Source organism: Bifidobacterium sp. ESL0775 (assembly GCF_029395475.1).
Lineage (GTDB): Bacteria > Actinomycetota > Actinomycetes > Actinomycetales > Bifidobacteriaceae > Bifidobacterium.
Map to the genome: position 1 here is coordinate 524,520 of NZ_CP113917.1, position 22,788 is coordinate 547,307.

Annotated in this window: 22 protein-coding genes and 1 tRNA gene; 7 read left to right on the forward strand and 16 right to left on the reverse strand. The window is 57.0% G+C overall.

Going from position 1 to position 22,788, the window contains the following annotated elements:
- Positions 1-7 precede the first annotated feature (7 nt).
- From OZX73_RS01720 to coaD, 9 genes are all read right to left on the reverse strand, one after another.
- Positions 8-421: a type II toxin-antitoxin system VapC family toxin gene (locus tag OZX73_RS01720; RefSeq protein ID WP_277150062.1), complete on the reverse strand. Its 414-nt coding sequence runs from the start codon at positions 419-421 to the stop codon at positions 8-10.
- The gene (locus OZX73_RS01725) at positions 421-690 is read right to left on the reverse strand and encodes a hypothetical protein (protein WP_277150064.1); all 270 of its coding nucleotides are present in this window, start codon (positions 688-690) and stop codon (positions 421-423) included. The genes OZX73_RS01720 and OZX73_RS01725 overlap by 1 nt, the downstream gene beginning before the upstream one ends.
- A gap of 114 nt (positions 691-804) precedes the next feature.
- Positions 805-1,359 carry an acetolactate synthase small subunit gene (gene ilvN / locus OZX73_RS01730; protein ID WP_277150066.1) on the reverse strand — a complete coding sequence of 185 codons (555 nt, stop codon included), beginning with the start codon at positions 1,357-1,359 and terminating at the stop codon, positions 805-807.
- Positions 1,360-1,380: 21 nt separating this feature from the next.
- Positions 1,381-3,333: an acetolactate synthase large subunit gene (locus OZX73_RS01735; RefSeq protein ID WP_277150068.1), complete on the reverse strand. Its 1,953-nt coding sequence runs from the start codon at positions 3,331-3,333 to the stop codon at positions 1,381-1,383.
- Positions 3,334-3,585: 252 nt separating this feature from the next.
- Positions 3,586-4,374, reverse strand: coding sequence for a ribonuclease III (gene rnc / locus OZX73_RS01740; RefSeq protein ID WP_277150071.1), 789 nt, complete (start codon positions 4,372-4,374; stop codon positions 3,586-3,588).
- Between the two features lie 68 nt (positions 4,375-4,442).
- Positions 4,443-4,637, reverse strand: coding sequence for a 50S ribosomal protein L32 (gene rpmF / locus OZX73_RS01745; protein WP_277142447.1), 195 nt, complete (start codon positions 4,635-4,637; stop codon positions 4,443-4,445).
- 72 nt (positions 4,638-4,709) lie between these two features.
- The gene (locus OZX73_RS01750) at positions 4,710-5,333 is read right to left on the reverse strand and encodes a DUF177 domain-containing protein (RefSeq protein WP_277150073.1); all 624 of its coding nucleotides are present in this window, start codon (positions 5,331-5,333) and stop codon (positions 4,710-4,712) included.
- Between the two features lie 37 nt (positions 5,334-5,370).
- Entirely contained in the window at positions 5,371-6,297 is a 927-nt protein-coding gene (locus OZX73_RS01755; protein ID WP_277150075.1) for a cell division protein, read from the reverse strand.
- Complete coding sequence (coaD, locus tag OZX73_RS01760) at positions 6,294-6,788, reverse strand: pantetheine-phosphate adenylyltransferase (protein WP_277150077.1); 495 nt, start codon at positions 6,786-6,788, stop codon at positions 6,294-6,296. The genes OZX73_RS01755 and coaD overlap by 4 nt, the downstream gene beginning before the upstream one ends.
- A 262-nt stretch (positions 6,789-7,050) precedes the next feature.
- Here coaD and OZX73_RS01765 point away from each other — a divergent pair, with 262 nt between their 5' ends.
- The gene (locus OZX73_RS01765) at positions 7,051-7,386 is read left to right on the forward strand and encodes a DUF3039 domain-containing protein (protein WP_277150079.1); all 336 of its coding nucleotides are present in this window, start codon (positions 7,051-7,053) and stop codon (positions 7,384-7,386) included.
- 194 nt (positions 7,387-7,580) lie between these two features.
- Here OZX73_RS01765 and OZX73_RS01770 read toward each other — a convergent pair whose 3' ends face one another.
- Positions 7,581-8,903 carry a nicotinate phosphoribosyltransferase gene (locus OZX73_RS01770; RefSeq protein WP_277150082.1) on the reverse strand — a complete coding sequence of 441 codons (1,323 nt, stop codon included), beginning with the start codon at positions 8,901-8,903 and terminating at the stop codon, positions 7,581-7,583.
- A 284-nt stretch (positions 8,904-9,187) separates the two neighbouring features.
- Here OZX73_RS01770 and OZX73_RS01775 point away from each other — a divergent pair, with 284 nt between their 5' ends.
- Genes OZX73_RS01775 through rdgB form a run of 3 tightly spaced genes read left to right on the forward strand, consistent with a single transcriptional unit; the run spans position 9,188 to position 11,333 of the window.
- A complete protein-coding gene (locus OZX73_RS01775; protein ID WP_277150084.1) occupies positions 9,188-9,826 on the forward strand; it encodes a Pr6Pr family membrane protein in 639 nt (212 codons plus the stop codon).
- Between the two features lie 30 nt (positions 9,827-9,856).
- Positions 9,857-10,621, forward strand: a complete 765-nt coding sequence (rph, locus tag OZX73_RS01780; RefSeq protein ID WP_277150086.1) for a ribonuclease PH — start codon at positions 9,857-9,859, stop codon at positions 10,619-10,621.
- Between the two features lie 37 nt (positions 10,622-10,658).
- Complete coding sequence (gene rdgB / locus OZX73_RS01785) at positions 10,659-11,333, forward strand: RdgB/HAM1 family non-canonical purine NTP pyrophosphatase (RefSeq protein ID WP_277150088.1); 675 nt, start codon at positions 10,659-10,661, stop codon at positions 11,331-11,333.
- Positions 11,334-11,521: 188 nt separating this feature from the next.
- Here the strand turns inward: rdgB and OZX73_RS01790 are convergent, their stop codons facing one another.
- From OZX73_RS01790 to OZX73_RS01805, 4 genes are all read right to left on the reverse strand, one after another.
- Positions 11,522-12,793, reverse strand: coding sequence for a DUF4143 domain-containing protein (locus OZX73_RS01790; protein ID WP_277150090.1), 1,272 nt, complete (start codon positions 12,791-12,793; stop codon positions 11,522-11,524).
- Positions 12,794-13,008: 215 nt separating this feature from the next.
- A complete protein-coding gene (locus OZX73_RS01795) occupies positions 13,009-14,010 on the reverse strand; it encodes an AEC family transporter (protein ID WP_277150092.1) in 1,002 nt (333 codons plus the stop codon).
- Positions 14,011-14,184: 174 nt separating this feature from the next.
- Complete coding sequence (locus OZX73_RS01800; protein WP_277150094.1) at positions 14,185-16,029, reverse strand: hypothetical protein; 1,845 nt, start codon at positions 16,027-16,029, stop codon at positions 14,185-14,187.
- A 196-nt stretch (positions 16,030-16,225) separates the two neighbouring features.
- Positions 16,226-16,405, reverse strand: coding sequence for a hypothetical protein (locus OZX73_RS01805; protein WP_277150096.1), 180 nt, complete (start codon positions 16,403-16,405; stop codon positions 16,226-16,228).
- 427 nt (positions 16,406-16,832) lie between these two features.
- On the opposite strand from OZX73_RS01805, the gene OZX73_RS01810 reads away from it, so the two are divergent.
- Positions 16,833-17,603 carry a GNAT family N-acetyltransferase gene (locus OZX73_RS01810; protein WP_277150098.1) on the forward strand — a complete coding sequence of 257 codons (771 nt, stop codon included), beginning with the start codon at positions 16,833-16,835 and terminating at the stop codon, positions 17,601-17,603.
- A 224-nt stretch (positions 17,604-17,827) separates the two neighbouring features.
- On the opposite strand, the gene OZX73_RS01815 is transcribed toward OZX73_RS01810, so the two are convergent.
- The gene (locus tag OZX73_RS01815) at positions 17,828-20,485 is read right to left on the reverse strand and encodes a BspA family leucine-rich repeat surface protein (RefSeq protein WP_277150100.1); all 2,658 of its coding nucleotides are present in this window, start codon (positions 20,483-20,485) and stop codon (positions 17,828-17,830) included.
- A 552-nt stretch (positions 20,486-21,037) separates the two neighbouring features.
- Here OZX73_RS01815 and OZX73_RS01820 point away from each other — a divergent pair.
- Both OZX73_RS01820 and OZX73_RS01825 read left to right on the forward strand, forming a co-directional pair.
- A tRNA-Leu gene (locus tag OZX73_RS01820) sits at positions 21,038-21,119 on the forward strand.
- Positions 21,120-21,258: 139 nt separating this feature from the next.
- On the forward strand, positions 21,259-21,735 hold the full coding sequence (locus OZX73_RS01825; RefSeq protein ID WP_277150102.1) for a flavodoxin: 477 nt from the start codon (positions 21,259-21,261) through the stop codon (positions 21,733-21,735).
- 17 nt (positions 21,736-21,752) lie between these two features.
- Here OZX73_RS01825 and OZX73_RS01830 read toward each other — a convergent pair whose 3' ends face one another.
- On the reverse strand, positions 21,753-22,772 hold the full coding sequence (locus OZX73_RS01830) for an aldo/keto reductase (protein WP_277150104.1): 1,020 nt from the start codon (positions 22,770-22,772) through the stop codon (positions 21,753-21,755).
- Positions 22,773-22,788 lie beyond the last annotated feature (16 nt).

The following is a 22,788-nucleotide window of genomic DNA, read 5'->3' on the forward strand; positions in this document are numbered from 1 at the left end:
ATTTCCTTTAGTCCCAAGGGTTGATGATTTCCACTCCGGTGTCTGCAAAATCTTTGACATTCCTTGTGGCGATTGCCGTCTCCCGCGATTTCGCAATGCCGGCGATTTGAGTATCGCAGATACCCACATTATGTCCGGCATGTTTTCGCTGTGCCGCGATTTCTGCATACATGATCGCCGCATTGGAATCAAATGGCGAGATTCTTCCGTTGTATTTCAAAAGGGTCAGGGAAATCAGGCGGGCAAGGTCTTGTTTCTTTTTCCCGTTTGGCATGAGGCCCAGTCCGTAAAGGAGCTCGGCAGCAGTAATCGAAGAAAGCCGAAGCGATGATTCGGGCTGCTGCTTTATCCAATTGACGACGTTGGCGTTCGGTTTGCGTTTATAAAGTTCGCTGATGACGTTGGTGTCGAGAATAATCATTATTCCTCGAACGTCATTGGTTCGGCAGTTTCGGCGCGCAAGGGAAGTTCAAAATCATCGATGCCTTTGATGCCTTCCTTTTCCATATATGTGCGGAGCTCGTCATAAAAGTTTGTTTCTTCAACTTCATGAGAAACCAGCAAACCTGCAGTAAAGTCTTCAACGAGGGAACGGGCTTCCGCTTCTGTGGAACGATGTTGCTTTTTGGCGATTTTCTTCAGCTTGGCAAGGCTCTCGTCGTTGATGTCTCTGATAAGTAGTGATCCCATGCATGCCTCCTTAAGTGATATCAAAATGATATCACTAAAATTGGTAAAGACAAAAATAATAGGGATTATGCTACCACAAAAGCACAACCCCTATTATTCTTGAGAGCTACTTCGTCATCTGCCGGTGATTTCGCTGCCGACGACTTTTTCGCTCAGGGCGTGCGGGCCGCGGGTGACCGCGACGGCGCCGGAACGGACCAGCTCGATGATGCCGTAGTCGTCCAAAAGGCCGAGCAATGCGTCGATCTTGCCCTCGTCGCCGGTGGCCTCGATGGTCAGGGACTCGGGGTGCACGTCGACCACGCGGACGCGGAAGAGGCGCACGATTTCCAGCACGTCGGAGCGGTTCGTCTCGTTGGCGGCGACCTTGATGAGCACCAGCTCGCGCTGGACGGCGTCCATATTGTCGAGGTCGACGATCTTCAGGACGTGCAGCAGCTTGTTGAGCTGCTTGATGATTTGCTCCAGCGGCACCTGCTCGACGTCGGCGGTCACCGTGACGCGCGAGATGTCGGGGCGCTCGGTGGGGGATACGGAAAGCGAGTTGATGTTGAAGGCGCGGCGGGCGAAGAGGCCTGCTATGCGGGCCAGGACGCCGGGGCGGTTCTCGACCAGGACGGACAGGGTGTGACGCTCGCTATGCGGAGTGGATGCGGGATAGATTGCCATGATATTCCTTTCGCCTTGTCCTTACTTCTTCTGATCCGTTGCGTTCGCGGTGTCGGCGGTTTCGGCCTCGGCTTCGTCACCGTCACCGTCATCGTCGGCTTGGGCATCGCCGGCTGCCGCGCCATGGTGCAGCAGCGGTTGAATACCCGGCATGTAGGTCACGGTGTCGTTGGACTGCCCCGCGGCGACCATCGGCCAGACCATCGCGTCCTTGTAGACGCGGAAGTCGATCAGTACTGGCCGGTCGTTGATCTCGTTGGCGCGCTTGATCGCGGCCTTCGCCTCGTCCTTCGTCGTGGCCCGGATGCCGACGCAACCGTATGCCTCGGCGAGCTTGACGAAATCAGGCACGTTGACGATGTCCTCGGTGTTCTCGCCATCTTGGATGCTGGTCTGCGAATAATGCTTGTCGTAGAAGAGCGTCTGCCACTGGCGGACCATGCCGTAGACGGAATTGTTGAGGATCGCGATTTTCACCGGCGCGTTGTCGATGAACGCGGCCGCGAGCTCCTCGGAGGTCATCTGGAAGCTGCCATCGCCGTCGATCAGCCAGACCGGCTTCTTCCCGCCGAAATCGCGGGCCGAACCGACGCGCGCGCCGATGGCCGCGGGCAGTCCGAAGCCCATGGTTCCCAAGCCTCCCGAGGAAATCCAGGAGTGCGGGTTCTCGAAATCGATGAGCTGCGAGGCCCACATCTGGTGCTGGCCCACGCCGGAGACCCAGATGGTGGAAGGCGTGGCTTGGCGCGAGAGCTCTTCGACCACCCATTGCGGCGAGAGCGTGCCGTCCGGCGTCTTCTCGTCGTATTTCATCGGGTACTTTTCGCGCCACGAATTGATGAGCTTCCACCAGGACTCGAGGTTTGGCTTGCCGTGGATGGCTTGTCCGTGCTTGATCTCGGCGTTCAGCGCGTCAAGCACTTCCGCCACGTCGCCGACGATTGGTACGTCGGGCTGACGGCGCTTGCCGATTTCCGCCGGGTCGATATCGATGTGGATGACGCGGGCGGCCGGGGCGAAAGCCTCCAACTTGCCGGTCACGCGATCGTCGAAACGGGCGCCGATGGCGACCAACAGGTCACATCTCTGCGCCGCCGCCGTGGCGGCCAATGTGCCGTGCATGCCAAGCATACCAAGCACTTTCGGGTCGGAATCCGGAACGATGCCGCGCGCCGGAAGCGTGGTGACGATGGGTGAATCGGTCAGATCGGCCAGTTCCTTGACCTGCTCACCTGCGTTGGAACGCATCGCGCCGCCGCCGACGTAGAGCACCGGACGGTACGACTGCTCAAAGAGTTTTGCGGCCTCGCGCAGGACGTGGCCGTGCGGTTTGGTCGTGGGGTTGTAGCCGGGAAGCAGCAGCTTTTGCGGCCATGTGTAATACATATCGCCGACCTGCGCGGTTTTGGTGATGTCAACCACGACGGGGCCTGGGCGGCCGGTACGCGCGATATAGTGCGCTTCGGAGAGCACGCGCGGAATGTCCTGCGCGTCGGTGACGAGGTAGGAATGCTTCACCACCGGATAGGTGATGCCAACGGTGTCGGCCTCCTGGAAGGCGTCCGTGCCGATGGAGTCCACGCCGACCTGTCCGGAGATGACCACGAGCGGAACGGAATCCATGTTTGCGTCGGCGATTGGGGTGACCATGTTGGTGGCTCCCGGCCCAGAGGTGACGATGCATACGCCCACGCGCCCGGTGGCCACAGCGTACCCTTCGGCCGCGTGCCCGGCGGCCTGCTCGTGGCGCATCAGCACGAAACGGAATTTGGTGTCGTCATGAATCTGGTGGTAGACCGGCAGGATCGCGCCACCCGGAATGCCGAAGACGTCCTGAACGCCCAGGTCTTCCAGCGTGCGAATCAGCGCCTGCGCGCCCGTCATCTTCTCGCCGTCGACGAGAGTCTGCTTGTTTGTTGTCGTCGGTGCTTTCGGCACCGCGCTGAATGCCTGCAAAGGCGTTGGTGACACCATCGTTCCTCTATCTCTCTGGGTTTGCATAAGGATTGTCGGCGACCAGCGGCGTAGGGTTTACGCGCACTTGGCAGTGACGTTCGGTGTCCGCGCGGCCGCTCGTGGCGGGCCATGGTGTTGCACCGATGTGGTAGATATCATAATGCCTCGTGCGCGGCGACATTGCCTATTGCCCAAATATTGGCGGTATTTCGCGAAGTTTTGGTTATCTTTTTAATCGGTGGTTATTGACGATTTTTGATGATTATTGGATTATTGCCGGTTGGTTTTGGCGTCGCCGTGGTGATGGCGCTTTTTGGCCTGATGGTGGCTGGGGTTGGTGTCCAGCTCCGTCCACGCGGCTTTCGCGGCGGCGAGTTGCGCCTTGCGTTTGCTGGAACCGGTGCCGACTCCGAGCACTTCGTCATCGTCGCCGACGACGGCGCGGGCGGTGAACACCTGCGCGTATTCCGGACCGGAAACGGCCATGCGGTAGCGGGGATCCTCAAGCCCCATGCCGTGCGCCTTGACGGTCAGCGAGGTCTTCCAATCCAGTGCAGGACCTTCGGTGGCGACTTTCTTGAGCTCGTCGTCAACCAGATGATGCACGACTTTCCGTGCCTCATCGATGCCGTGTTCCACGAACGTCGCGCCGATCAGCGATTCGACGATGTCGCAGAGAATCGAGCTTTTCTCGGCGCCGCCGGATTCCGCCTCGCCATGGCCCAACAATATATATGGTCCCACTTGAAGCTTTTCGCGCGCGATCTGCGAAAGCGCCTTTTCCGAAACCGCCATCGCCCGCATCTTCGCCAGCTGGCCCTCGTTCATGTCGGGATGGACGCGATAGAGCGTTTCGGTGGCAACGAACTCAAGCACCGCGTCGCCCAGGAATTCCAGGCGTTCGTAGTTCGGCGCGCCTTCGTGTTCGTGCGAGAACGAGCGGTGGGTGAGCGCCTGCACCAGCAAATCCGGCGAAAGCGTGGTGCCGAGCCGGTCGAGCAGCTCCTGCTGAGGGGTCGACGTTTCTGGAGTGGTATCAGTATCGGTTTCTTGAGGCATGGTTCCTTATTTCAGAGATGCAAAAGCCCCGCCACCCGTCGATGGCAGGGCTTTTATCTGCTAGCGTTTCACTTGCTCAGCGACTTGCTGATAGCCTCGCGATAGACGCGGCCGCGGAAGGATCCGCAGCTCGGGCAAGCCATGTGCGGCAGGGTCGGCGCGCCGCAATTGGGGCAGGCGACAGTCTTGGCCGCGCTGGCCTTCCAGTTGGAGCGGCGCGAATGCGTGTTGGCTCGCGAAGTCTTGTACTTTGGCAGTGCCATGGTATTCCTCTATTTCGTTCGAACAATTTGAGCTTAAGCGTAGACAAGTCTAACGCAATCTCGGTACAAGCTCTACTTGCCCGCTTCTTCTTCCTTTTCCAGCTCGGCCTTGAGACCGGCCAGAGCGGCGAAACGGTTGTCGACCACGTCGTGATGGTGGTCGGGATTGTCGTTCAGATTGATGCCGCACTGCGGGCACAGACCCTTGCAATCCGGCTTGCACAGCGGCTGCAGCGGCAGGTTTTCGACCAACGTGTCGCGCAGGAGCGCCTCGAGATCGGCGAAATTGCAGTCAGCGCTCAGCGGGTAGGTGTCCTCCGACTCGTCCTCGCCGGCGATGATGTCGATTTCCTCGTCATGCTTGCCGTGTCCGTTGTCTTGGTTGACAGAGGCCTTCGCGGAATCGTAGGGGAAGAACGCCGTGACGTCCATGCCCCAGTCGCGCTTGATTGGGGTCAGGCAGCGCACACATTCGGCATGGACCGGCGCGTCGAAGCGACCGGTGAAAATCAGCCCGTCGACGATGGAATCGAAGGAGCCGCTCACCTTGACGGGCGCGCCCTCCTTGACGCCGATGACATTGTCGCCGATGCCGCTCGGGGCAGGAAACTCGGCGTCAACGGTTTTGCTCTGGCCGGGGCGCGAGATGATCTGCCCCACGCTGACGGCCCATTGCGAATCTTCAGGTCTGCTCATTTATCGCTATGTTCTTTCGGATCGTGTCTTGATTGTATTACTTGGTTTTGTCCGACGAGGCTTGCCCGTTCGCCACGGCGTCGGCCTGGGTCTGCGCGAGTTGCTGCGCCGCCTCGTGCTGGCGCTTGTCGATGACGTCGATGCCGTTGCGGATATCGCGGTCGTACGTGGAGACCTGGTCTTTCAAGGATTTCATCACGTCGGCGCAATAGGCGTTGGCGCCTTGCACCAGCTTGGTCGATTTGGTCTGCGCGTCGTCCAGGATCACGCGGGCCTTCTGCTGCGCCAAGTCCACCACGCGCTCCTGCCCGGCGAGGATTTGCGCCTGCTCCTCGGCGTCCTGCCTAATCTGCGCGGCCTGGCTCTGCGCCTTGGTGACGATGGCCTGGGCCTGGCTCTGCGCGTTCTGCAGGCGCCGTTCGGCCTCACGCATCAGGGAGGAGGCGCGTTCCAGCTGGACGGGCAGCATGGCTTTGAGCTGGCCGAGCTGGTCGAGGAACTCGTCGCGGTCGAGGCGCACCATGCCGGGGGTGAAGATGCTCGATTTGGTCTCTTCGACCGACGCGCTCATCTGGTCGATGATGTCATAGACCGTGGTGAACTCGTCGCGGCTTTTGTTCGCGGCGTTGTCTGAGTCATCGGTTGCGGTGGAGTCGTCATCGTCGGCCGCTCCTGCGTCGTCATGACGTTCGCGCAGGTCGGGAAGGTCGGCGGCCGAGGTGAACAGCGGCTTGACGGACTTCGTCGCGATGGAATCGTAGGTATCGTCGCCGTCGGTGCTGTCTTGGCTGTCGGTATCCGCGCCCATTTCGTCCGCGAGCTCGGTCTCGCCAGGCTCGGCGTCGGCCCGGCTGCTGGCCTGGGTGTCATCGTCGTCGTGGCCTGGCGTCAGGTCGTCGACCGGGATGACCTTGGAAAGGGTGTCGTCTTCCTCGTCGGTGAGATTCTTGTCGTCAGCCATCATTGACTCTTTTCTTTCTTCAGCGCTTCGGCGAGCATGCCGACCACGCAATCGGGCACCATGCCGGTGACGTCGCCTCCGTGCCGCGCGACGTCTTTGACGATGGTGCTGGAAATATGCTCAAGGATTGGGTTCGCGGGCAGGAACATGGTCTCGACGCCGGAAAGCTTGCGGTTGACGAGCGCCATGCCAAGCTCGGCCTCGTAATCGCCGTTCTGCCGCAGGCCCTTGACGATGACCGATGCCCCAACTTTGGTGCAGTAATCGGTGATCAGTCCGTCGGTGGAAGCGACGACCACATTCGGGAAACCGTCCTTGACCAAGGCCCGTTTGATCACGTCCACTCGGGTGCTTTCCGAGAACATCGGGGTTTTCGCGGCGTTCACGGCCACGACGACGTGTACCGTCTCGAAAATGCGCGCGCTGCGTTCGATAACGTCCAAATGCCCTGCCGTCACTGGATCATACGAACCCGGGCACACTGCGATAGTCATATTCCAAGGATAACGCCTGACGCTGATTTTGGGGGATTATCAAGGGTTCTTGCGGGGTGGGGAAAAGTTTGTGTTCCGATAGTGATTGGAAATATCCGAATATGTTTAATCGCCTTGGTCGTACGAATCATCTCGGATGGCGGCATGTAATGCCGAGAGAGGAATGGCGGTGAATCATCAGCGGTGGTAAACGGCCAACGTTATGATATAGGCAGTATTGGGATGATTGGCAATTGGCCGGATAACCGGCTAAGGAGACGATATGGCTGGTTTTTTTGAGAAGTTGAACTTGGTCGATGGGCTGGACGTCGTGCGTGACGACGCCGGGTTCCGCAACCCCTCCCAAGACCCGGATTCCGGTGCGGGCACGGCGGTTTTGGAGCGCCCGGAGACCGACGAGGAGACCAAACGCACCGATGATGGCGACGCCGATCGCTTTGCGCATTACGTTTCGCGCGACCGCATGCGCGAGTCTCAGCTCACGGGACGTCCGGTGGTGGCGCTGTGCGGCAAGATCTGGGTGCCCAAGCATGATCCGTCGAAGTACCCGGTCTGCCCGGATTGCAAGCGCATCTATGCTGAGATGACAGGCAAGTAAAGTCTGGTTTTACGGCGCATAGTTGTGTTTTCAGAGGTTGTATATACCAAAAAATAAATGGTATGTACGGCCTTTTTTTTGATGTTGTGTTCGGCGAATTCTAACTGGATATGCGAAAGCCGGTCGTGATTCATTTGGCGTATAACGTCAGATTGAATCATGACCGGCTTTCAACGCTTTGTTTGGTTCGGGCCTTAGAGCACGTCGATCTGCGTGGGGATCGACGGATCACCCTTCATCAGCGATTGCGCGGTGATGGGAAGCTCAGCCAACGCTTCTGCGTGATACTTGTGGGCGGTGGTGATGGCGTCGTGGCCCTGATACTGTGTGTTGGCCTCGCCGTGGTCCATATAGCTGACCATCAGGTCCTTCCAGCCGCTCTCGGGCTTGAACTGCGCGAGCTTCTCCTCCGAACCGGAGATGACGTGTTCGCCGTTCGCAAGGCCGAATTCGTAGGAACGGAACGCAAGTTTGCGTCCGGGGACGGTGGCCTTGTTCTCGGAATGCTTGGCGACCGGCACCATCTCGCCGTTGTCGCCTTCGCGTTCGGTGAGCTTGTAGACCATCGCGCAGGTCGGGGCACCGGAGCCGGTGACGAGCATCGTGCCGACGCCGTAGGAATCGACGGGGGCGGACTGCAGGGACGCCAGGGCATATTCGTCAAGGTCGTTGGTCACGGTGATCTTCGTGTTCTTGGCGCCGAGGGCGTCGAGCTGGTTGCGCACGCGCTGGGCTAGAGCGGCGAGGTCGCCGGAATCGATACGCACGCAGCCGAGGTCCGGGCCGGCCACTTCCACGGCCGTCTTGATGGCCTCATCGATGTCATACGTGTCGACCAGAAGCGTGGTGTTCGCGCTCATCGCGGCGACCTGCGAGGCGAAGGCGTCGCGCTCGGAATCGTGAACGAGGGTGAAGCAGTGGGCTGAGGTGCCGATGGCCTTCAAGCCGTAAAGCTGGGCAGCGAGCAGATTCGAAGTGCCTTGGAACCCGCCAACCACAGCTGCGCGGGCGGCGGCCACGGCGGCCCATTCGTTGGTGCGGCGTCCTCCCATATCCATGCAGGGCCGGTCGCCCGCTGCGCTGACCATACGCGAGGCGGCGGAGGCGACAGCGGAATCATAATTCAAAATCGAAAGCAGTAGTGTCTCCAGCAGTGTGCACTCGCCGAACGTGCCTTCGACCTCGAGGATGGGGGAGTCGGGGAAGAACATCTCGCCTTCGCGATAACCCTTGATCGATCCGGTGAACTTGAAGTCCTTGAGCCATTTGATGGTTTCGGGGCTTACGATCTTGCGGTCGGAGAGGAACTTCAGGTCGTCGTCATTCAGGTGGAAACGCTCGAGCGTGTCGAGAATGCGACCGCTGCCTGCTACCACGCCGTAACGCCGGCCGAGCGGCAGATGGCGCGTGAACACCTCGAAAACGCACTTGCGGTTCGCGGTGCCGTCTTTGAGCGCCGCGTCCAGCATCGTGTATTCGTACATATCGGTCATCAAAGCCGGTGAATAATCCAGCATCACATGCCTCCCTGAGGTGTGTATCGCCCGTGCCCCTTGCGTTGCCGGTATGCGGCGCGGCCACGAGATTGCGTTGCCGGTTGGTCCGGCCGCGTTCTTTTCACTTTGAGTCTAACCCGACACGGCGATTAATAGTAACAATGACTATAAGTAGACATTTCGAGGTCGGATATCCCGTACCGCTTTTGCCGCCCGCAGGTTTTACGGATGCTGGCTGACCTTTACGGGAATTGGAATATCCGTAGATTCGGCCGTTTTCGCGCGCTGTCCATAAACTGGCGTGCATGAAATATTTTGTCGGAATCTACCGCCTCGTCATCGCGTTCCTGTGCCTGGCGTGGACGAGCGTGGCCTGGGGCGAGCCCAGCTATTGGGTGTATTTCACTTACGAAACCAACTTCCTGCTGGGCTTGGTGATGTTGTGGGCCGGCATCGCCTGCCTGATCGACGGCAAGCAGCCGCCCGCGTGGCTCAAGGGCATTCTGACACTCTATATATTGATTACCGGCGTGGTGGCCGCGACGCTTCTGCCGCCTACCAACCTGGCTACGGCGAAGTACGTGTTCGGCATCGTCACCAACCAGATCCTGCACCGGGTCGTGCCGATTCTCGCGGTCATTGATTTCATCCTCTTCGACGCCCACCGCCGCTTCAAGTGGCATTATGTGCTCACTTGGCTCATCTACTTCCCGTTCTATCTGGCGTTCGTGCTCATCCGCGCCCATCTTTGGCCTCATTCCGGGCCCGAGGCCGGCGGCAACCCGTACCCCTATGGCTTCATCGACGTCAACAAGATCGGCTGGACCCAGATGTGGATCAACATCGCCCTGTGCATCGTCGCCTTCGCCATCATGGGGCTGGTCATCTTCCTCATCGACCGTATCCTGCCGAAGAAACCGTTGATCGGTTCTGTGCGCAACTGACGTGACTGGCTGATGGTGTAGGTTTGCGGTATGGCTGAAATCAAAGATTTACTGGATAACAACACTGTGGTGCGCCCGGACGGGCGTGCCGTCGACGAGCTGCGGCCCGTCAAGATCACCCGTCACTTCACCGATGCGCCGGAAGGCTCCGTGCTCATCGAGTGCGGCAACACTCGCGTGATGTGCACCGCGACCTTCGCGCCCGGCGTGCCGCGCTGGCGCAAGGATTCCGGGCTGGGCTGGGTCACCGCCGAATACGCGATGCTGCCGCGGGCCACTTCCGAGCGCACCCCTCGCGAATCCGTGAAGGGCAAGGTCGGCGGACGCACGCAGGAGATCAGCCGTTTGGTCGGCCGTTGCCTGCGCGGTGTCATCGACATGAAGGCGCTGGGCGAGAACCAGATTCAGATGGACTGCGATGTATTACAGGCTGATGGGGGCACCCGCACCGCTTCCGTCACCGGTGCTTACGTCGCGCTGGTCGACGCGTTGCACTGGGCCGAGAAGCACAAGCACATCCGCTCCGCCGAGAAGGCCATCAAGGACCAGATTTCCGCGGTTTCCGTGGGTATCATCAACGGTACGTCGATGCTCGACCTGCCGTATATCGAGGACAGCCAGGCCATGACCGACATGAACGTCGCCATGACCGGCTCCGGCAAGTTCATCGAGATCCAGGGCACCGCCGAGCACCGCCCATTCACCCGCGACGAGCTCAACGTGCTTCTCGAGCTGGCCGAGAAAGGTAACAAGGAACTCCAGCGCGCGCAGAACGAGGCGCTCGCCAAGGACTGAATCCTCTGCTTTGACAAATAATATAAAAGGAAGCGTTATGAAAATCGTCGTCGCCACGCATAACGAAGGTAAGCTGCCGGAGATCCGAACCATCATCGAGGCCGAGCTGGGCAAGGCCGCGCAGCACGTCGAGCTGGTTTCCGCCGGTTCGATGAACCTGCCGGACCCCGTCGAGACCGGCGTGACGTTCGAGGAGAACGCGCTGATCAAGGCGCGGGACGTGGCCAAGCGGACGGGACTGCCGGCGCTCGCCGACGACAGTGGGCTGATTGTCGATGTACTCGGCTCGGCTCCTGGCATCCTTTCGGCGCGTTGGGCTGGCGTCCACGGCCACGACAAGGCCAACAACGCTCTGTTGCTCGCGCAACTCGAGGACATTCCCGATGGCAAACGCGGAGCGCGCTTCAACTGCGCGGCGGCGCTGGTGGTGCCGAAGCATTGCGGCGAGGAGCGTCCAAACGGTACGACGCCGAAAGCCGCGGAAACCGTCGAACTCGGCGAGATGCATGGCGAGATTGTTCGTGAGCCGCGCGGCGAGAACGGCTTCGGCTACGATTCCATTTTCGTGCCGAACGACCAACCCGGCCGCCTGAACGGCGACGGTGAAAAGCTTACGAGCGCCGAAATGACCGCCGAGGAAAAGAACGCGATTTCCCACCGCCACAAGGCCTTCGTCGCGCTTGCTCCGGCGATTAAGGAACTCATCGACTGAAGTAATACAATTGTGACGAATCCGGTATTGACGTTCGCGTTGCCTGTAGCGCCCGCAATGCCAATGGCAGATTTGGAAGACAACGAAGGCGCAAAAAACAGCGGATCGTTTGATGCTTAATTCCGTAAGTGCATAAATTCCGTGAATCTAAGAAGGCCATCGATCATCTTTGCCTTGTCTTTTGAATTTCAATCTTTCAAGGTGATGATTGGAGCTACCATGACTCCGTCTGGCCGGGTATAGCTCAATTGTCCCGTTCCGGTCAGCACCATAAGAAAACTGGGCTTTTGCATTTTCGTTGTGTCGAGCTTTTCTGAAAGTGTCAATAGATTCTTGGCCCCTTCGTCCACTAATTTGTCGCCGCCAAGTTTGATTTCAATGAGCCCATATCGTCCGTCGCGTAAATGGAGTACCGCATCGCATTCCAAGCCGCTTTTGTCGCGGAAATGGAATACTTCGCCATCAAGCGCGTCGGCGTAAATCCGTAAATCACGCACGCAGAGGCTCTCGAACCACAACCCGAATGTTCGTAGGTCTTTTATCGCACCCTGCGGCCCTACACCCATTGCCGCAGCCGCGATGGAAGGATCCACGAAATGGCGTGTCTCTGTGGTTCGGATGGCTGTTTTGCTTCTAAGGTTCGGGTTCCATGCCGGCATATCCTCGATAACGAAGATACGTTGCAATGCGGTGATATAGGATTGGACCGTTTTGTCGTTGGGTGCCGTGCCATTGCCTCGCAGATCGTCCGCTATTTGCGAAGTTGGAGTTTGGGACGATTCCATACGTGCATAGGAGCGCAATAATCGTCGCGCCAGCTGCGGGTCGCGTTGTGTGTCGTCCACGCGGGAGATGTCGGAATCGGCCACAGCGTCCACATAGTTGCGAGCCTGTCGCAAGGCCATGCGCTCGGGTTGCCCGATGGCTTTAGGCCAACCTCCTCGGCAAAGCAAGAAGGCAAGTTTTTCGATGGTCGCCCCCGCTTTTGCGACAGGTAATTCCTCTCCTGCGAATAAATTCCGCAACGATACTCTTCCGCTGGAGTCTTTGGATTCGTAAAGGCTCATCGGGCGCATGCGCAATCGTGAGATTCGCCCGGTTCCAGTATGAAGCATTGATGCGTTATTGGGCGGTACACTTGAACCGGTAAGTATGAACTGGCCGAATTGGTCGCGCTTGTCAACCTCGAAGCGAACCGCGTCCCACAGCTTTGGCGCGGTCTGCCACTCGTCGATGAGACGTGGTGTCTCGCCCTTCAGCAGCATCGATGGTTGGGCGTCCGCTAAAATAAGGTTTTGCTCGCGCGATTCTGGGTCTGCCATATATACAGTACTTTTCGCGATTTGTTCGCAAGTTGTGGTTTTGCCGCACCATTTTGCGCCTTGCACCAAGACCGCGCCAGTTGCTTCGAGCTGATTTTTTAGTAGTTTGTCATAGATACGGGGAAAGTAATCAAGCATTCGATAACTCCTTTCACACAACGGTTTTAGACCGCCAGTTCCTGAGTTGGCGTATTTTTACCTACCGAGTTGGCAGGTTTTTATTTCCTAAGTTGGCTCAATTTTATTATCTAAGTTGGACGATTTTCATTTACCGAGTTAGCGTGATTTCAATGGATGAGTTGGCGTATTTTCGTTTCCTGAGTTGGCTGGAATGAGAAATTTGGTCAACACTCTCACATGTGAATGAGGAAGTGGGCGACGGTCATCAGGATCGTGCCGACCACGGCGGTGATGCAGAGGATGAAACCGGCGAGCTTGGCGTTGCCGAGGACCTTGTCGGTGAACATCGTCGAGAAGATGGCCGTCGGCGCGAGGCAGCACATCACGACGGTCTCGCGGATCAGCGGGCTAAACGGTAGGACGAACCAAGCGAGCATTGCGAAGATGATTCCGAACGGCAGGCGCCAGGCCATGACCTCGGCCACGAATTTGAGGTCGCGCCTCGAGCCGGGCAGGTCGGTCAGCATGCCAACCATCACCATCGAGCAGAACGCGTTGGCCGCCGAGAAGGGCTGCGAGACCTGCGCGATCCACGTCGGGTAGTGGAAGTCGAAAAGCATGAGGATGATCATCAATACGTAAGTGTCGAACGCCGGCGAGGTGACGAACCCCTTGACGACGTTGCGGATGAGCGCCCGGCGCTGAAGCCTGCGGGCGTCGCGGTCGGTCGCCTTGATGCGCGGCAGGGTGGGCGCGTCGCCGGCGTGCTGTTCGGCCAGCGTCTTGCCGGGGGCGATGTGCAGCAGGTTCTGCGTCATCACGTTCGTGCCGGCGGCCACCATGATGTCATTGCCGATGTCGAACATCGCGGCGGGGACCAACGCCGCCGGGCCGAGGAACGCCTGGACCATCGGGAAGCAGAAGCAGCCCACGTTGAATCCGCTGCCGTTGAGCATCAGGAAGGCGCGGTCGGCGACGGGGCGATGGCGCGTGGCGATGAAAATCAGCAACGGAGGGATGAGCGCGGCGAAAAACGAGAAGCAGGAAAGCAGCAAAAGGTTGAGTTGGTGCGGGTTCGTGGCGAAGGAATAGATGATCGCGCCCGGAAGGATGATGTCGAACTCAAGCACCTGCACCACGCGGTAGTCCTTCGGCCCCAGAATGCTGGTCCGCTTGAACAGGTAACCCAGCGCAATGATGAGCAGCAGCGTTGCCGGTTGAATGAGTGCTGACATGGACTTGGTTCTCTTTCTTATGCATAACAATATTACTGATTGGCCGCTCTACTTCGATGCATTATTGACTTCAGTATTCGTATTGAGTAATGAGCAAAAACGAAATAAATTCAAGCTGCATGAAGTTTCTTTTTATAAAGTGGTAAAACTGTATTCAGCACTGCACTAATCATACTATGTATCCTGAAGAGTATTGGCTTCCAACAACAATTTATCTATGTGTGATGATGCACCTAATAGGTCGAGTATTTCGCGTAAGGGATCCCAAATAGGTTCTATTCCAGAAAACCTCCTTAAGGCTTCACGAATTTTCGGGAACCAGGCATACGTCATAATTCGTAGCCATGTATATAATGCAAGCCAAACTATAATCAGGAGCATTGTAACAAAACCAATAACCCATAGCTGGTTCATGGTTATGTTAAATGAGATTTTGGGTGAAATAATTGGGTGATTGATGATTGTCATAGATGCTTGCGGCACTTGTATATTCCACACGATATTTTTGATATCAACTGTAGTTGCCTGAATGTTTTGCCTACGGAATGAGGCAAACATCATTCCCGCATTTGTTGCTATTGCTAGTATGGGTACTCCAAAACGAGGGAGCATCAGAAGGTTGGTGACCATAGGACTTTCTTTTAGGTTTGGAACTATGAACGCCAAGGCGAATTGCGCAATTAAAGCGGTTTGAAAAAGATGAATGCCACTCGCATCAACCGGGTGCGACAGAATATGCAAGAAACTTGTCATCAATAATGCTTCAAATACAATAAAGAAGACAATAGGGACTACAACGCGTAATTTTGGAATGACGAATCCTAGAAGACGTGCGTCGTCATAAGTTGTATGTCGATTTTGTCCTTTATCCTCTTCCCCCTCGTTCCTAGAACTCATGGGAGAAAAGAGCACATCACCACTCAGTAGACTACGTTGCCCATTAAGATGCCAATCTGAAATTGCAGCAGGCCGACAATCACTAGCAAAGTCCAACTCAAGGAACGATGATTGCCGAAGCCATTGTCTGTTTAGTGTGAACTCTTTGAATCGGCATAAAGTTAGAAGAACCCGCACCAGACATTTGCAAAAATATAGTAACTGCAAAGGGAGCCACGTGAGATGGTGCTCATTGAGACGAATATTCTTTGCATCGTTTCTCCACCAATCTTTAAAGCTAAGTATGACATTTCGACGTAATGACCATCTCGGTGCATAACGGTTGACGGTAAAGGTATAAGATTCATGTCCCGATTGTTTTGCTTTTATATATGCAAGTACAGGATAATCTTCTACAAAATCTTGAACAATGCTGTGAAGTTCGAGTATGTTTGGCGCTATCGTTGAAATCTCATCATCAGTCAGATCCTTAATAGATAGATAATCTTTATAAGCAGCCCAAAATTTTCCTGTATCACTGGCTTGCTGCTGCATTGATTTTGTTAGCGTTAGCTTTTGAAATCTACTGAATAATGGTTGACTCCGACTGCAGCCATAGTTATATGTATTTCGAGCTGTTAGATAGCAGTCTTGTAAAGTCCGATCGTTGTAATTATCGCCACAAATAGCTCGAATTGTTATCATCGTTGCAAACCGGTCATTAGTATGACGATGTGATAAATATACTTCTGGATGACTGGTACATTTATATTCTGTAGGTACAAAGCGTCGAATTTTCAATATCGGCAAAGGTAAGTATTGGCCTGGTTGAAAATTTATTCCACTAGCTATTGCCAATTTACTCAAACAATCCCAGTCGATTTCGAAGGTCCATGTTTCTAGCTGTTTGTCAGGTTGTGAAAGATCTATTGTTCGATGTTTCTGGCAAAGCCAAGTTGGTTGGGAACTCGAATCACCGTATTTCCCCATCCCGGTTTCTAGTTTCCAGAGGAATTCAACGGCTGGAAGGTGTTGTTGAAAAAATCGATGAAGCTTGCTATTCCAGTACTCGTCTTCGTCTTCGTCGAGAGAATCGAGTCCGATGAAATCTGGATTGACAAGGTTTTCCTCTCCTTCAAGCATATAAGGTCCTTAACTGTGTTATAAAAGTTATCTATACTCATACACCAACAATTTCCGTGTGGCTCACTTATATGAAGTGCTGGCCAATAACATGCTTTGTCATCGGCCAGCACTTATTTCTTGACTCAGCAGATTTTTATTAGAACGAAATTATCATTAAATAAAAAAGATAAGTCATAAATTTCACTAGTCTATTTCAATTACGGCTATGAGCTGAGCGCATAGGGTCAAATCCTCTTTCTAATTCTTTCTGTCGTTTCTTTGTATCGGCACCAACGTTTTTAAAAAAGGCGTCTAGATTAGCTCTTGTCAATTTCACCTGTTTAAGGCGTGGATCATTAATTGCGGCTATCACCGATGAATCAAGCGGTCCCATACGAGTCATGCTGTTTAACCTCTGTATTACGTCAGTTCTTATGTGTTAGCCATGCGGCTGGTACATGTACATGAAAGAACTGTGTTCACGTACAATCATTTCTAATCGGCATTGTGCCGATACCGCCCTACCGTAATTGCGCAGAGCAGTAAAAGAAATGCCTGATACACGACTTAAGCCGTTATCAGGATACTTATTTAATTATAGTCAACTTTGAACGAGACATTACATTTCATTCAAAAGCATTACGAGTAAAAACAAACTCATCATTCAAGTTTATTCTCATCGTTAGATAAGTCAGTATCAGAGAAGCCATTAGTTCAAATATTGGACAGTGAAGTGCGAAGAAACATCCGAATTGAAAAATGGACGAAGATGACTTGTATAGATTGAGAGTAACGTTTCGGATATTTATTATTGTACAGGTATGCAAGAGCTAAATACAGGTAAAGGAAAGATTTTGATAGTGGAGAGATCGACAAATGTAAATTCGCGTGTTTCGGGGACGATCAGGCGTTGCGGCGTTGACGACGCGGCGATGCTGCATCGGCTGAGCGTGGAGACATACGTCGACACCTTCGACGGGACGAGCTCGGACGAGGATATGGAGAAATATCTCGAGGAGACCTATGCCGAGCCGGTTTTGCGTAAAGAACTGGCCAATCCCGATTCGGTGTTTTTCGTCATCTTGATGCCGTCGGGCGCGCAAACGAAAGCCAGGGTGGGGATTGGTCGAGGAGTTGGTGACGCCGGAGACTTGCTTGATTCCGCAAATGCCGGCAAATCCCGGAATTCCGTTAAATATCCAGATGATCCCGCCAATACGGTCAATTCCGTAAATTCTACAGATCCCGGTAAGTTTTCCGAAACTGCAATTTCCGCTGAAATACCTGCGGGCTATATGAAACTGAATTTCGGTGACGCGCAAATCGAGGATATGGGGCCTAATGCGATGGAGGTCCAGCGGCTGTATATCCAGAAGGCGTTCAAGGGCTGCGGCCTTGGCACCCAGTTGATGAATCTTGCGCTGGATACGGCCCGTGAACGCGGTTTGCACAAGGTCTGGCTCGGCGTCTGGGAGCACAACGAACCGGCCAAGCGTTTCTACGCCGGCAAGGGCTTCGTTCGCGTCGGCCAGCACGATTTCTGGCAAGGCGACGACAAGCAGACCGATTACCTGATGGCGCAGGATTTGTAGGATTAATTTGGCGGGTATCGATGGATTATCGTTGTCATACGAAGTAGGTGGGTGTCGGCGCGGGGTTGGTTTGGGTTTGTAGCCGCGTCGGCACCCGGTTGGTTGTTCCCGTCCGGGGGTGTTAGATCCAGGCGGGAAGTCTTTCATTGTCTTGGCGTGGGTGGTGCCGCCTGTCCGCGCGTCTGGTGTGGGCCTGCCGTTTGGGTGTCCCGCAAGTCTTTGGTTTATCTGCTGTGGCGGGCGTGCTTGCGCCGTTGCTCCCGTAGGCCGTTGGCGGCGGCGAGCAGGAGGAGCGTCATGCCGAGCCCGCCGGCCAGGAGCGTGGCGAGGCGTTGCGGTTGGCCGCCGGTCAGGGGGAGCGAGGAAAGTGTGCCGCCGATCTGGGGGCTGGCGGTGGCATCAAGCGAGGTGGCGGTGTTGGTGGCGTTCCATGGGCCTTTGGTGTTGAGTGTGGCTTTGATGTCGTAGGCGCCTATGGGGTCGATGGTGAAGTCGTGGGGGATGGTGACCGTCCACGTGTGGGTGGTGGCGCCGTCCCAGGCGCTGGAGCTTGCCGCCCATTGGCTGTCGGTGTCGCCGGTGGTGGCACACTTCCACGCGGTCTCGGGCGAGCCCGTGCGTTTGGCGCACACGGTCACCGTGTCCGCGCTGGCCCATGGGGTGCTGGAGCCGGTGACCTGGATGCGGTTGCCGGCCGTGAGGCGCGTGGCCGTGAGCCCGGTGGGTGCGGCCACGGTCTTCCAGACGGCGTAGAGGGTCTTGGTGCCGATGTTGGTGATGGTCTGCCCGGGGTTGTAGTCGGTGTCCGGGCTGGTGGCCGAGTTGGTGGTGTTCCAGCCGGTGAACGCCAGATGGCTGGAGGATTGTCCGGGGTCGGTCTTGCCGGTGGGTATGGTGCTGGTGGGTATCTTCAGCTGGGTCTTGTTGGTGGTGCTGTCGGCCAGCCCGGACAGGGTGCCGGTGGGTGCGCCGCTGCCTCCGTTCGCGTCGAAGCTCACCTTGGCGTAGGGGAGGATGCCGCTCAGCTTGCTGCCGTCGGCGGTGCTGGGGATGGCGCTGACGGTGCGGGTGGTGGCCGGGTCGGTCATGGTGGCGTAGGTTTCGACGGTGTAGGTGTCGCCCATGCTGGTCTGGAAGGCGCTGGCGGCCAGTCCGGTCCAGGTGGTGGTGCCGCCGCTTCCGCTGGCGGTGTAGTTGGTGAGGTTGGTCCAGGTTTCGGGTTTGTGGGTGGTGGCGTAGAGTTTCTCGCCGTTGTAATAGGTGGAGGGGTTGGTGATGTCCACGCTGATGGTGGGGTCGCCGCTGGCGGGCACGGTGACCGTGGGCGTGTTGGCCTTGGGCGCGTCCAGGGGTGTCCATTGGGCGTAGAGCCTGATGGTGCGGGCGGGCCAGGAGTCGCCCTGTGCGACATGGATGGTGCTGGAGGTTGTGTAGGCGGTGCAGCTGGCGCTGCTGGCGGGGTCCTTGCAGGTGTTCCAGCCGGCCAGGAGGCTGCCGGGCTTGTTGCCGGTGATGCTGGCGTTGGGCATGCTGAGCGTCTTGGCGGCCAGGTTGGTGTCGACGTGGTCGGACCAGTTGGCGGGCATGGCGCCGCCGTTGGCGTCCGCGAGCAGCTTGACGCCGGTGGGGATGAGGGTCTTGTCGACGTAGACGCCCTGGGGGCTGGTGCCGGCGGCTTGGGTTTGCAGTTGGCTGGTGGTGCCGGTCCAGGCGGGTGTGGACGGCGTGTAGGCGTAGGGGTCGCTGACGAGGGCGTCCACCTTCACCCACGTCGACACCGGGTAGCTGCCGGGGAAATACGTGGAATCCCCGCCGCTGGTGGTGGGGATGCGGGTGTGCGCCCCCAACGCCACGCGACGCAACCCCGAACAGTTCTGGAACATTTGGCCCATGTCGCGGGTGTTGGTGGTGTTGAAGTTGCTGAGGTCGAGTGTTGTCAGCCCCGAACAGTTGTAGAACATGCCTCTCATGCCGCGGACGTTGGTGGTGTTGAAGTTGCTGAGGTCGAGTGTCCTTAGCCCCGGACTGTAGGCGAACATGTCGCCCATTTCGGTGGTGTTGGTGGTGTCGAGGTTGCTGAGGTCGAGTGTTGTCAGCCCCGAACAGAAGGCGAACATCCAGCCCGTGCTGGTGGCGTTGGTGGTGTCGAAGCTACTGAGGTCCAGTGTCGTCAGCTTCGCACATCCCTGGAACAAGCCCATCCCGCCTTGGTTGGCGAGGTGGATGTGTGCGCCGGGTTGCACGGTGAATGACGTCACGTTCGGGCAATGGGTGAACATGGTTGGGCTGGTGATGGTGAGGTTGCCCTCCACGCTGACCCCCGCCAGGGTGAGGGCGATTGAATACCACGGGATCTTGGTGTAGTTGGCCCAGTATGGTGTGGTGCCGCCGGTGAGGTGGAGGACGCAGTTGCCGTCGACGCGCCATTGCACGGGGTTGGGGTCCCTGCCGGACACGTAGGAGACGCGGCCGCTGGTGTCGGGTGTGCTCATGCTCGCCCAGCCGCGAGGGGTGCAGGAGGCCTGCGGGCCGACCTGCGGCTGGCTGGACGGGGACTCCGGATCGGATTGCGGCGACGGGGTTGAGGATGCGTCACCGGACGGGTTGGCGACGGTTTGTGAGATGGGACGCGCCTGACGGGATCGGGTTGCGTGGGAGGCGTGCGGACTGCGCGGGGCGCTGGAGTCGTGTGATGATTTGGAAGCGTGCGGGGATGGGGAGGTTTGCGGGGAATCGGAATGCCGCGCGGAACCGACGGGAGGTGTGGACTGATGGTGCGGCGGAACAGGGTCTGACGGGGCTGTGGCGGTGGATGAGGTGGGGTTTGCTATTTTGTCATACAGTTGCGGGGGGGGTTGATCGATGCCATTGTTGTAATGCACGCGACCAACGCGACGATGCTGCGGATGACTCCCATGACTCCAAACCTTCTGTATGCCCTTCGGGGACGCCAAAGCCTACGGTGGACGGGCGCCCTATCTGCCGATTACGGTTCCAGCATACCAACGGTGTTGTACAAACGTCATCCGAGTGTCTCATGAAACCATATACAGGATGTTTATATTATGATAGTAATTATTGAATTACTATAAATAAATAGTCGTAATTACGAAAAGGATATGCATCGACGATTGAAGCATGAACCTTAGTGCGAGGACGGGCTTGCGTCGGGTTTGTGAACGAAGGGGTTGGGTCTTGGCGTACGAAAAAGTGGCACCATCCGTGATTGAATTTGAACCCCGCGAATTCGAGGGGTTCAGAAAAGAAGCTGGGTTGAATTCCTTCGTCTTGACACCGACTAAATGGATTAAAGCCACCGCTGTCATCGGCATCAGAGCCAAGCGGGACGCTCTTGTATATGCAGTGCTGTTGGTTTCGTGGTGGTGTCATGAGTTCCACGTTGTGCGACGGGTCTGATAGATTAAGGGCGTTACGCGCGCATGGCGGAATTGGTAGACGCGCAGGATTTAGGTTCCTGTGACTTTGTTCGTGAGGGTTCGAGTCCCTTTGCGCGCACTTTTGCTTGTAGGTTTGTGTGTACTTTGCCGTGTGGCGCCGTTTGGGTCTCCGATTCTCAAGCCTCTGGTCTTTGGTTTCGTAGAGGTCCGAACTTAGAATATGGGCGGTGTGGAAGCATCAGACAAAAGAGGTCAACATGGCTCGTAAAACACTGGTAACGTATTTTTCCGCGACGGGGAACACGCGCGAGGTCGCGCAAAAGCTGGCGAAGGTCGTTGGCACCGATGTCAGGGAGATCTTGCCGTCCATGCCCTATATCGCCTCTGATCTCAAGGCGGACGACGAGAAAAGCCGGGCGAGCGTGGAGCATGCGGTCGACGCCCGGCCGCAGATGGCCAAGGCCATCAATGTCGGTGATTACGACGTGGTGTTTGTGGGCTACCCGATTTGGTACGGCGTCGCGCCGCAGATCGTGCGCACGTTCCTGGAGAGCCAGGACTTCTCGGGCAAGACCATCGTACCGTTCGCCACTTCCAGTGGGAGCGTGGACGGCGCGAGCGGCGAGCATCTGCACGATTCCGCGCCCAAGGCCACGTGGAAGACGGGGCGGCGCTTCACCGCTGATGTCAGCGAGTCGGCGCTTGGCCAGTGGGTTGAAGGGTTTGGATTATAACTGTTAGTTTCTTGGGCTTACTTGGTCTCTGGCGGAGTGGTGGTGCCGGCCAACGGCTTTTCGCCTGGGCGGGCCAGCGGGCCGACCAATTCGTGGGTGGTGTAGGGGGCTTCGAGGTAATCGACCTCGTCGGGGCTCAGCTTGATGTCCATCGCCGCGACGGCCTGGTCGACGCGCTTGGGGGAGCTGCAACCGACGATCGGGGCGATCGGGCCGTGCGTCCAATGCCATGCCAACGCGATCTGCGCCATGCTCACGCCGCGCTTTTCGGCGAGTTCTGCCACGCGGTCGATGATGGGCTGGTCGGCTTGGCGCGCGTTGTCATACTTGTTGTGGATGACCTTGTCGGTGCTGGCGCGCTTGGAATCCGAATCCCAGGATTTGTGCGTGAGGTGGCCCGAAGCCAGCGGGCTGTAAGGCGTCGGAACCGCGTTATATTGGCGGGCGACGGGGATGAGCTCGCGTTCGTCCTCGCGGTAGATGAGGTTGTAGTGGCATTGCAGCGTCGAGAGTTTCGTCCAGCCGTTCTCTTCGGCGATGACCTGCAGGTTGTGGTACTGGTAGCCGAACATCTCGCTGGCGCCGATGGCACAGACCTTGCCGGCGCGTACCAGATCGTCGAGAGCCTGCATGGTTTCTTCCATCGGGGTTGTGTAGTCGAAGCGGTGCAGGATATAAAGGTCAAGATAATCGGTCTGCAGGCGCTTCAGGCTGCCTTCGATCTCGCGCTTGATGGCTTTGGCTGAGGAATGGCCCTCATTGAAATAGACTTTGCTCGCGAGCACGACCTGATCGCGCGGGACTTTGAGATTCTTTAGCGCCTGGCCGATGTATTCCTCGCTGGTGCCACGCGCGTAGCAGTTGGCGGTGTCGATGGCGTTGACGCCGAGCTCGAGCGCCTGCGCGATGACTTCCTGCGTGCCTTCCTGGTCGATGGTCCAGACGTGTTGTTCCGGGTCTGGCTTGCCGAAGGACATGCCGCCGATGAACATCGGTGAGATTTCGACGCCGGAATCTCCTAAAGCGGTGCGTTCCATATTGGCTTCTTTCTAG

Excerpts from the sequence above, each read along its gene's own strand:
- rph (WP_277150086.1), top strand. The coding sequence starts at position 9,857 with ATGGCTGAAATCAAAGATTTACTGGATAACAACACTGTGGTGCGCCCG.
- OZX73_RS01720 (WP_277150062.1), bottom strand. The coding sequence starts at position 421 with ATGATTATTCTCGACACCAACGTCATCAGCGAACTTTATAAACGCAAA.
- coaD (WP_277150077.1), bottom strand. The coding sequence starts at position 6,788 with ATGACTATCGCAGTGTGCCCGGGTTCGTATGATCCAGTGACGGCAGGG.
- OZX73_RS01755 (WP_277150075.1), bottom strand. The coding sequence starts at position 6,297 with ATGATGGCTGACGACAAGAATCTCACCGACGAGGAAGACGACACCCTT.
- OZX73_RS01825 (WP_277150102.1), top strand. The coding sequence starts at position 21,259 with ATGGCTCGTAAAACACTGGTAACGTATTTTTCCGCGACGGGGAACACG.
- rpmF (WP_277142447.1), bottom strand. The coding sequence starts at position 4,637 with ATGGCACTGCCAAAGTACAAGACTTCGCGAGCCAACACGCATTCGCGC.
- OZX73_RS01750 (WP_277150073.1), bottom strand. The coding sequence starts at position 5,333 with ATGAGCAGACCTGAAGATTCGCAATGGGCCGTCAGCGTGGGGCAGATC.
- ilvN (WP_277150066.1), bottom strand. The coding sequence starts at position 1,359 with ATGGCAATCTATCCCGCATCCACTCCGCATAGCGAGCGTCACACCCTG.
- OZX73_RS01800 (WP_277150094.1), bottom strand. The coding sequence starts at position 16,029 with ATGCTTGAAGGAGAGGAAAACCTTGTCAATCCAGATTTCATCGGACTC.
- OZX73_RS01765 (WP_277150079.1), top strand. The coding sequence starts at position 7,051 with ATGGCTGGTTTTTTTGAGAAGTTGAACTTGGTCGATGGGCTGGACGTC.
- OZX73_RS01725 (WP_277150064.1), bottom strand. The coding sequence starts at position 690 with ATGGGATCACTACTTATCAGAGACATCAACGACGAGAGCCTTGCCAAG.
- OZX73_RS01805 (WP_277150096.1), bottom strand. The coding sequence starts at position 16,405 with ATGGGACCGCTTGATTCATCGGTGATAGCCGCAATTAATGATCCACGC.
- OZX73_RS01735 (WP_277150068.1), bottom strand. The coding sequence starts at position 3,333 with ATGGTGTCACCAACGCCTTTGCAGGCATTCAGCGCGGTGCCGAAAGCA.
- rdgB (WP_277150088.1), top strand. The coding sequence starts at position 10,659 with ATGAAAATCGTCGTCGCCACGCATAACGAAGGTAAGCTGCCGGAGATC.
- OZX73_RS01770 (WP_277150082.1), bottom strand. The coding sequence starts at position 8,903 with ATGCTGGATTATTCACCGGCTTTGATGACCGATATGTACGAATACACG.
- OZX73_RS01795 (WP_277150092.1), bottom strand. The coding sequence starts at position 14,010 with ATGTCAGCACTCATTCAACCGGCAACGCTGCTGCTCATCATTGCGCTG.
- OZX73_RS01830 (WP_277150104.1), bottom strand. The coding sequence starts at position 22,772 with ATGGAACGCACCGCTTTAGGAGATTCCGGCGTCGAAATCTCACCGATG.
- OZX73_RS01790 (WP_277150090.1), bottom strand. The coding sequence starts at position 12,793 with ATGCTTGATTACTTTCCCCGTATCTATGACAAACTACTAAAAAATCAG.
- OZX73_RS01775 (WP_277150084.1), top strand. The coding sequence starts at position 9,188 with ATGAAATATTTTGTCGGAATCTACCGCCTCGTCATCGCGTTCCTGTGC.
- rnc (WP_277150071.1), bottom strand. The coding sequence starts at position 4,374 with ATGCCTCAAGAAACCGATACTGATACCACTCCAGAAACGTCGACCCCT.
- OZX73_RS01810 (WP_277150098.1), top strand. The coding sequence starts at position 16,833 with ATGCAAGAGCTAAATACAGGTAAAGGAAAGATTTTGATAGTGGAGAGA.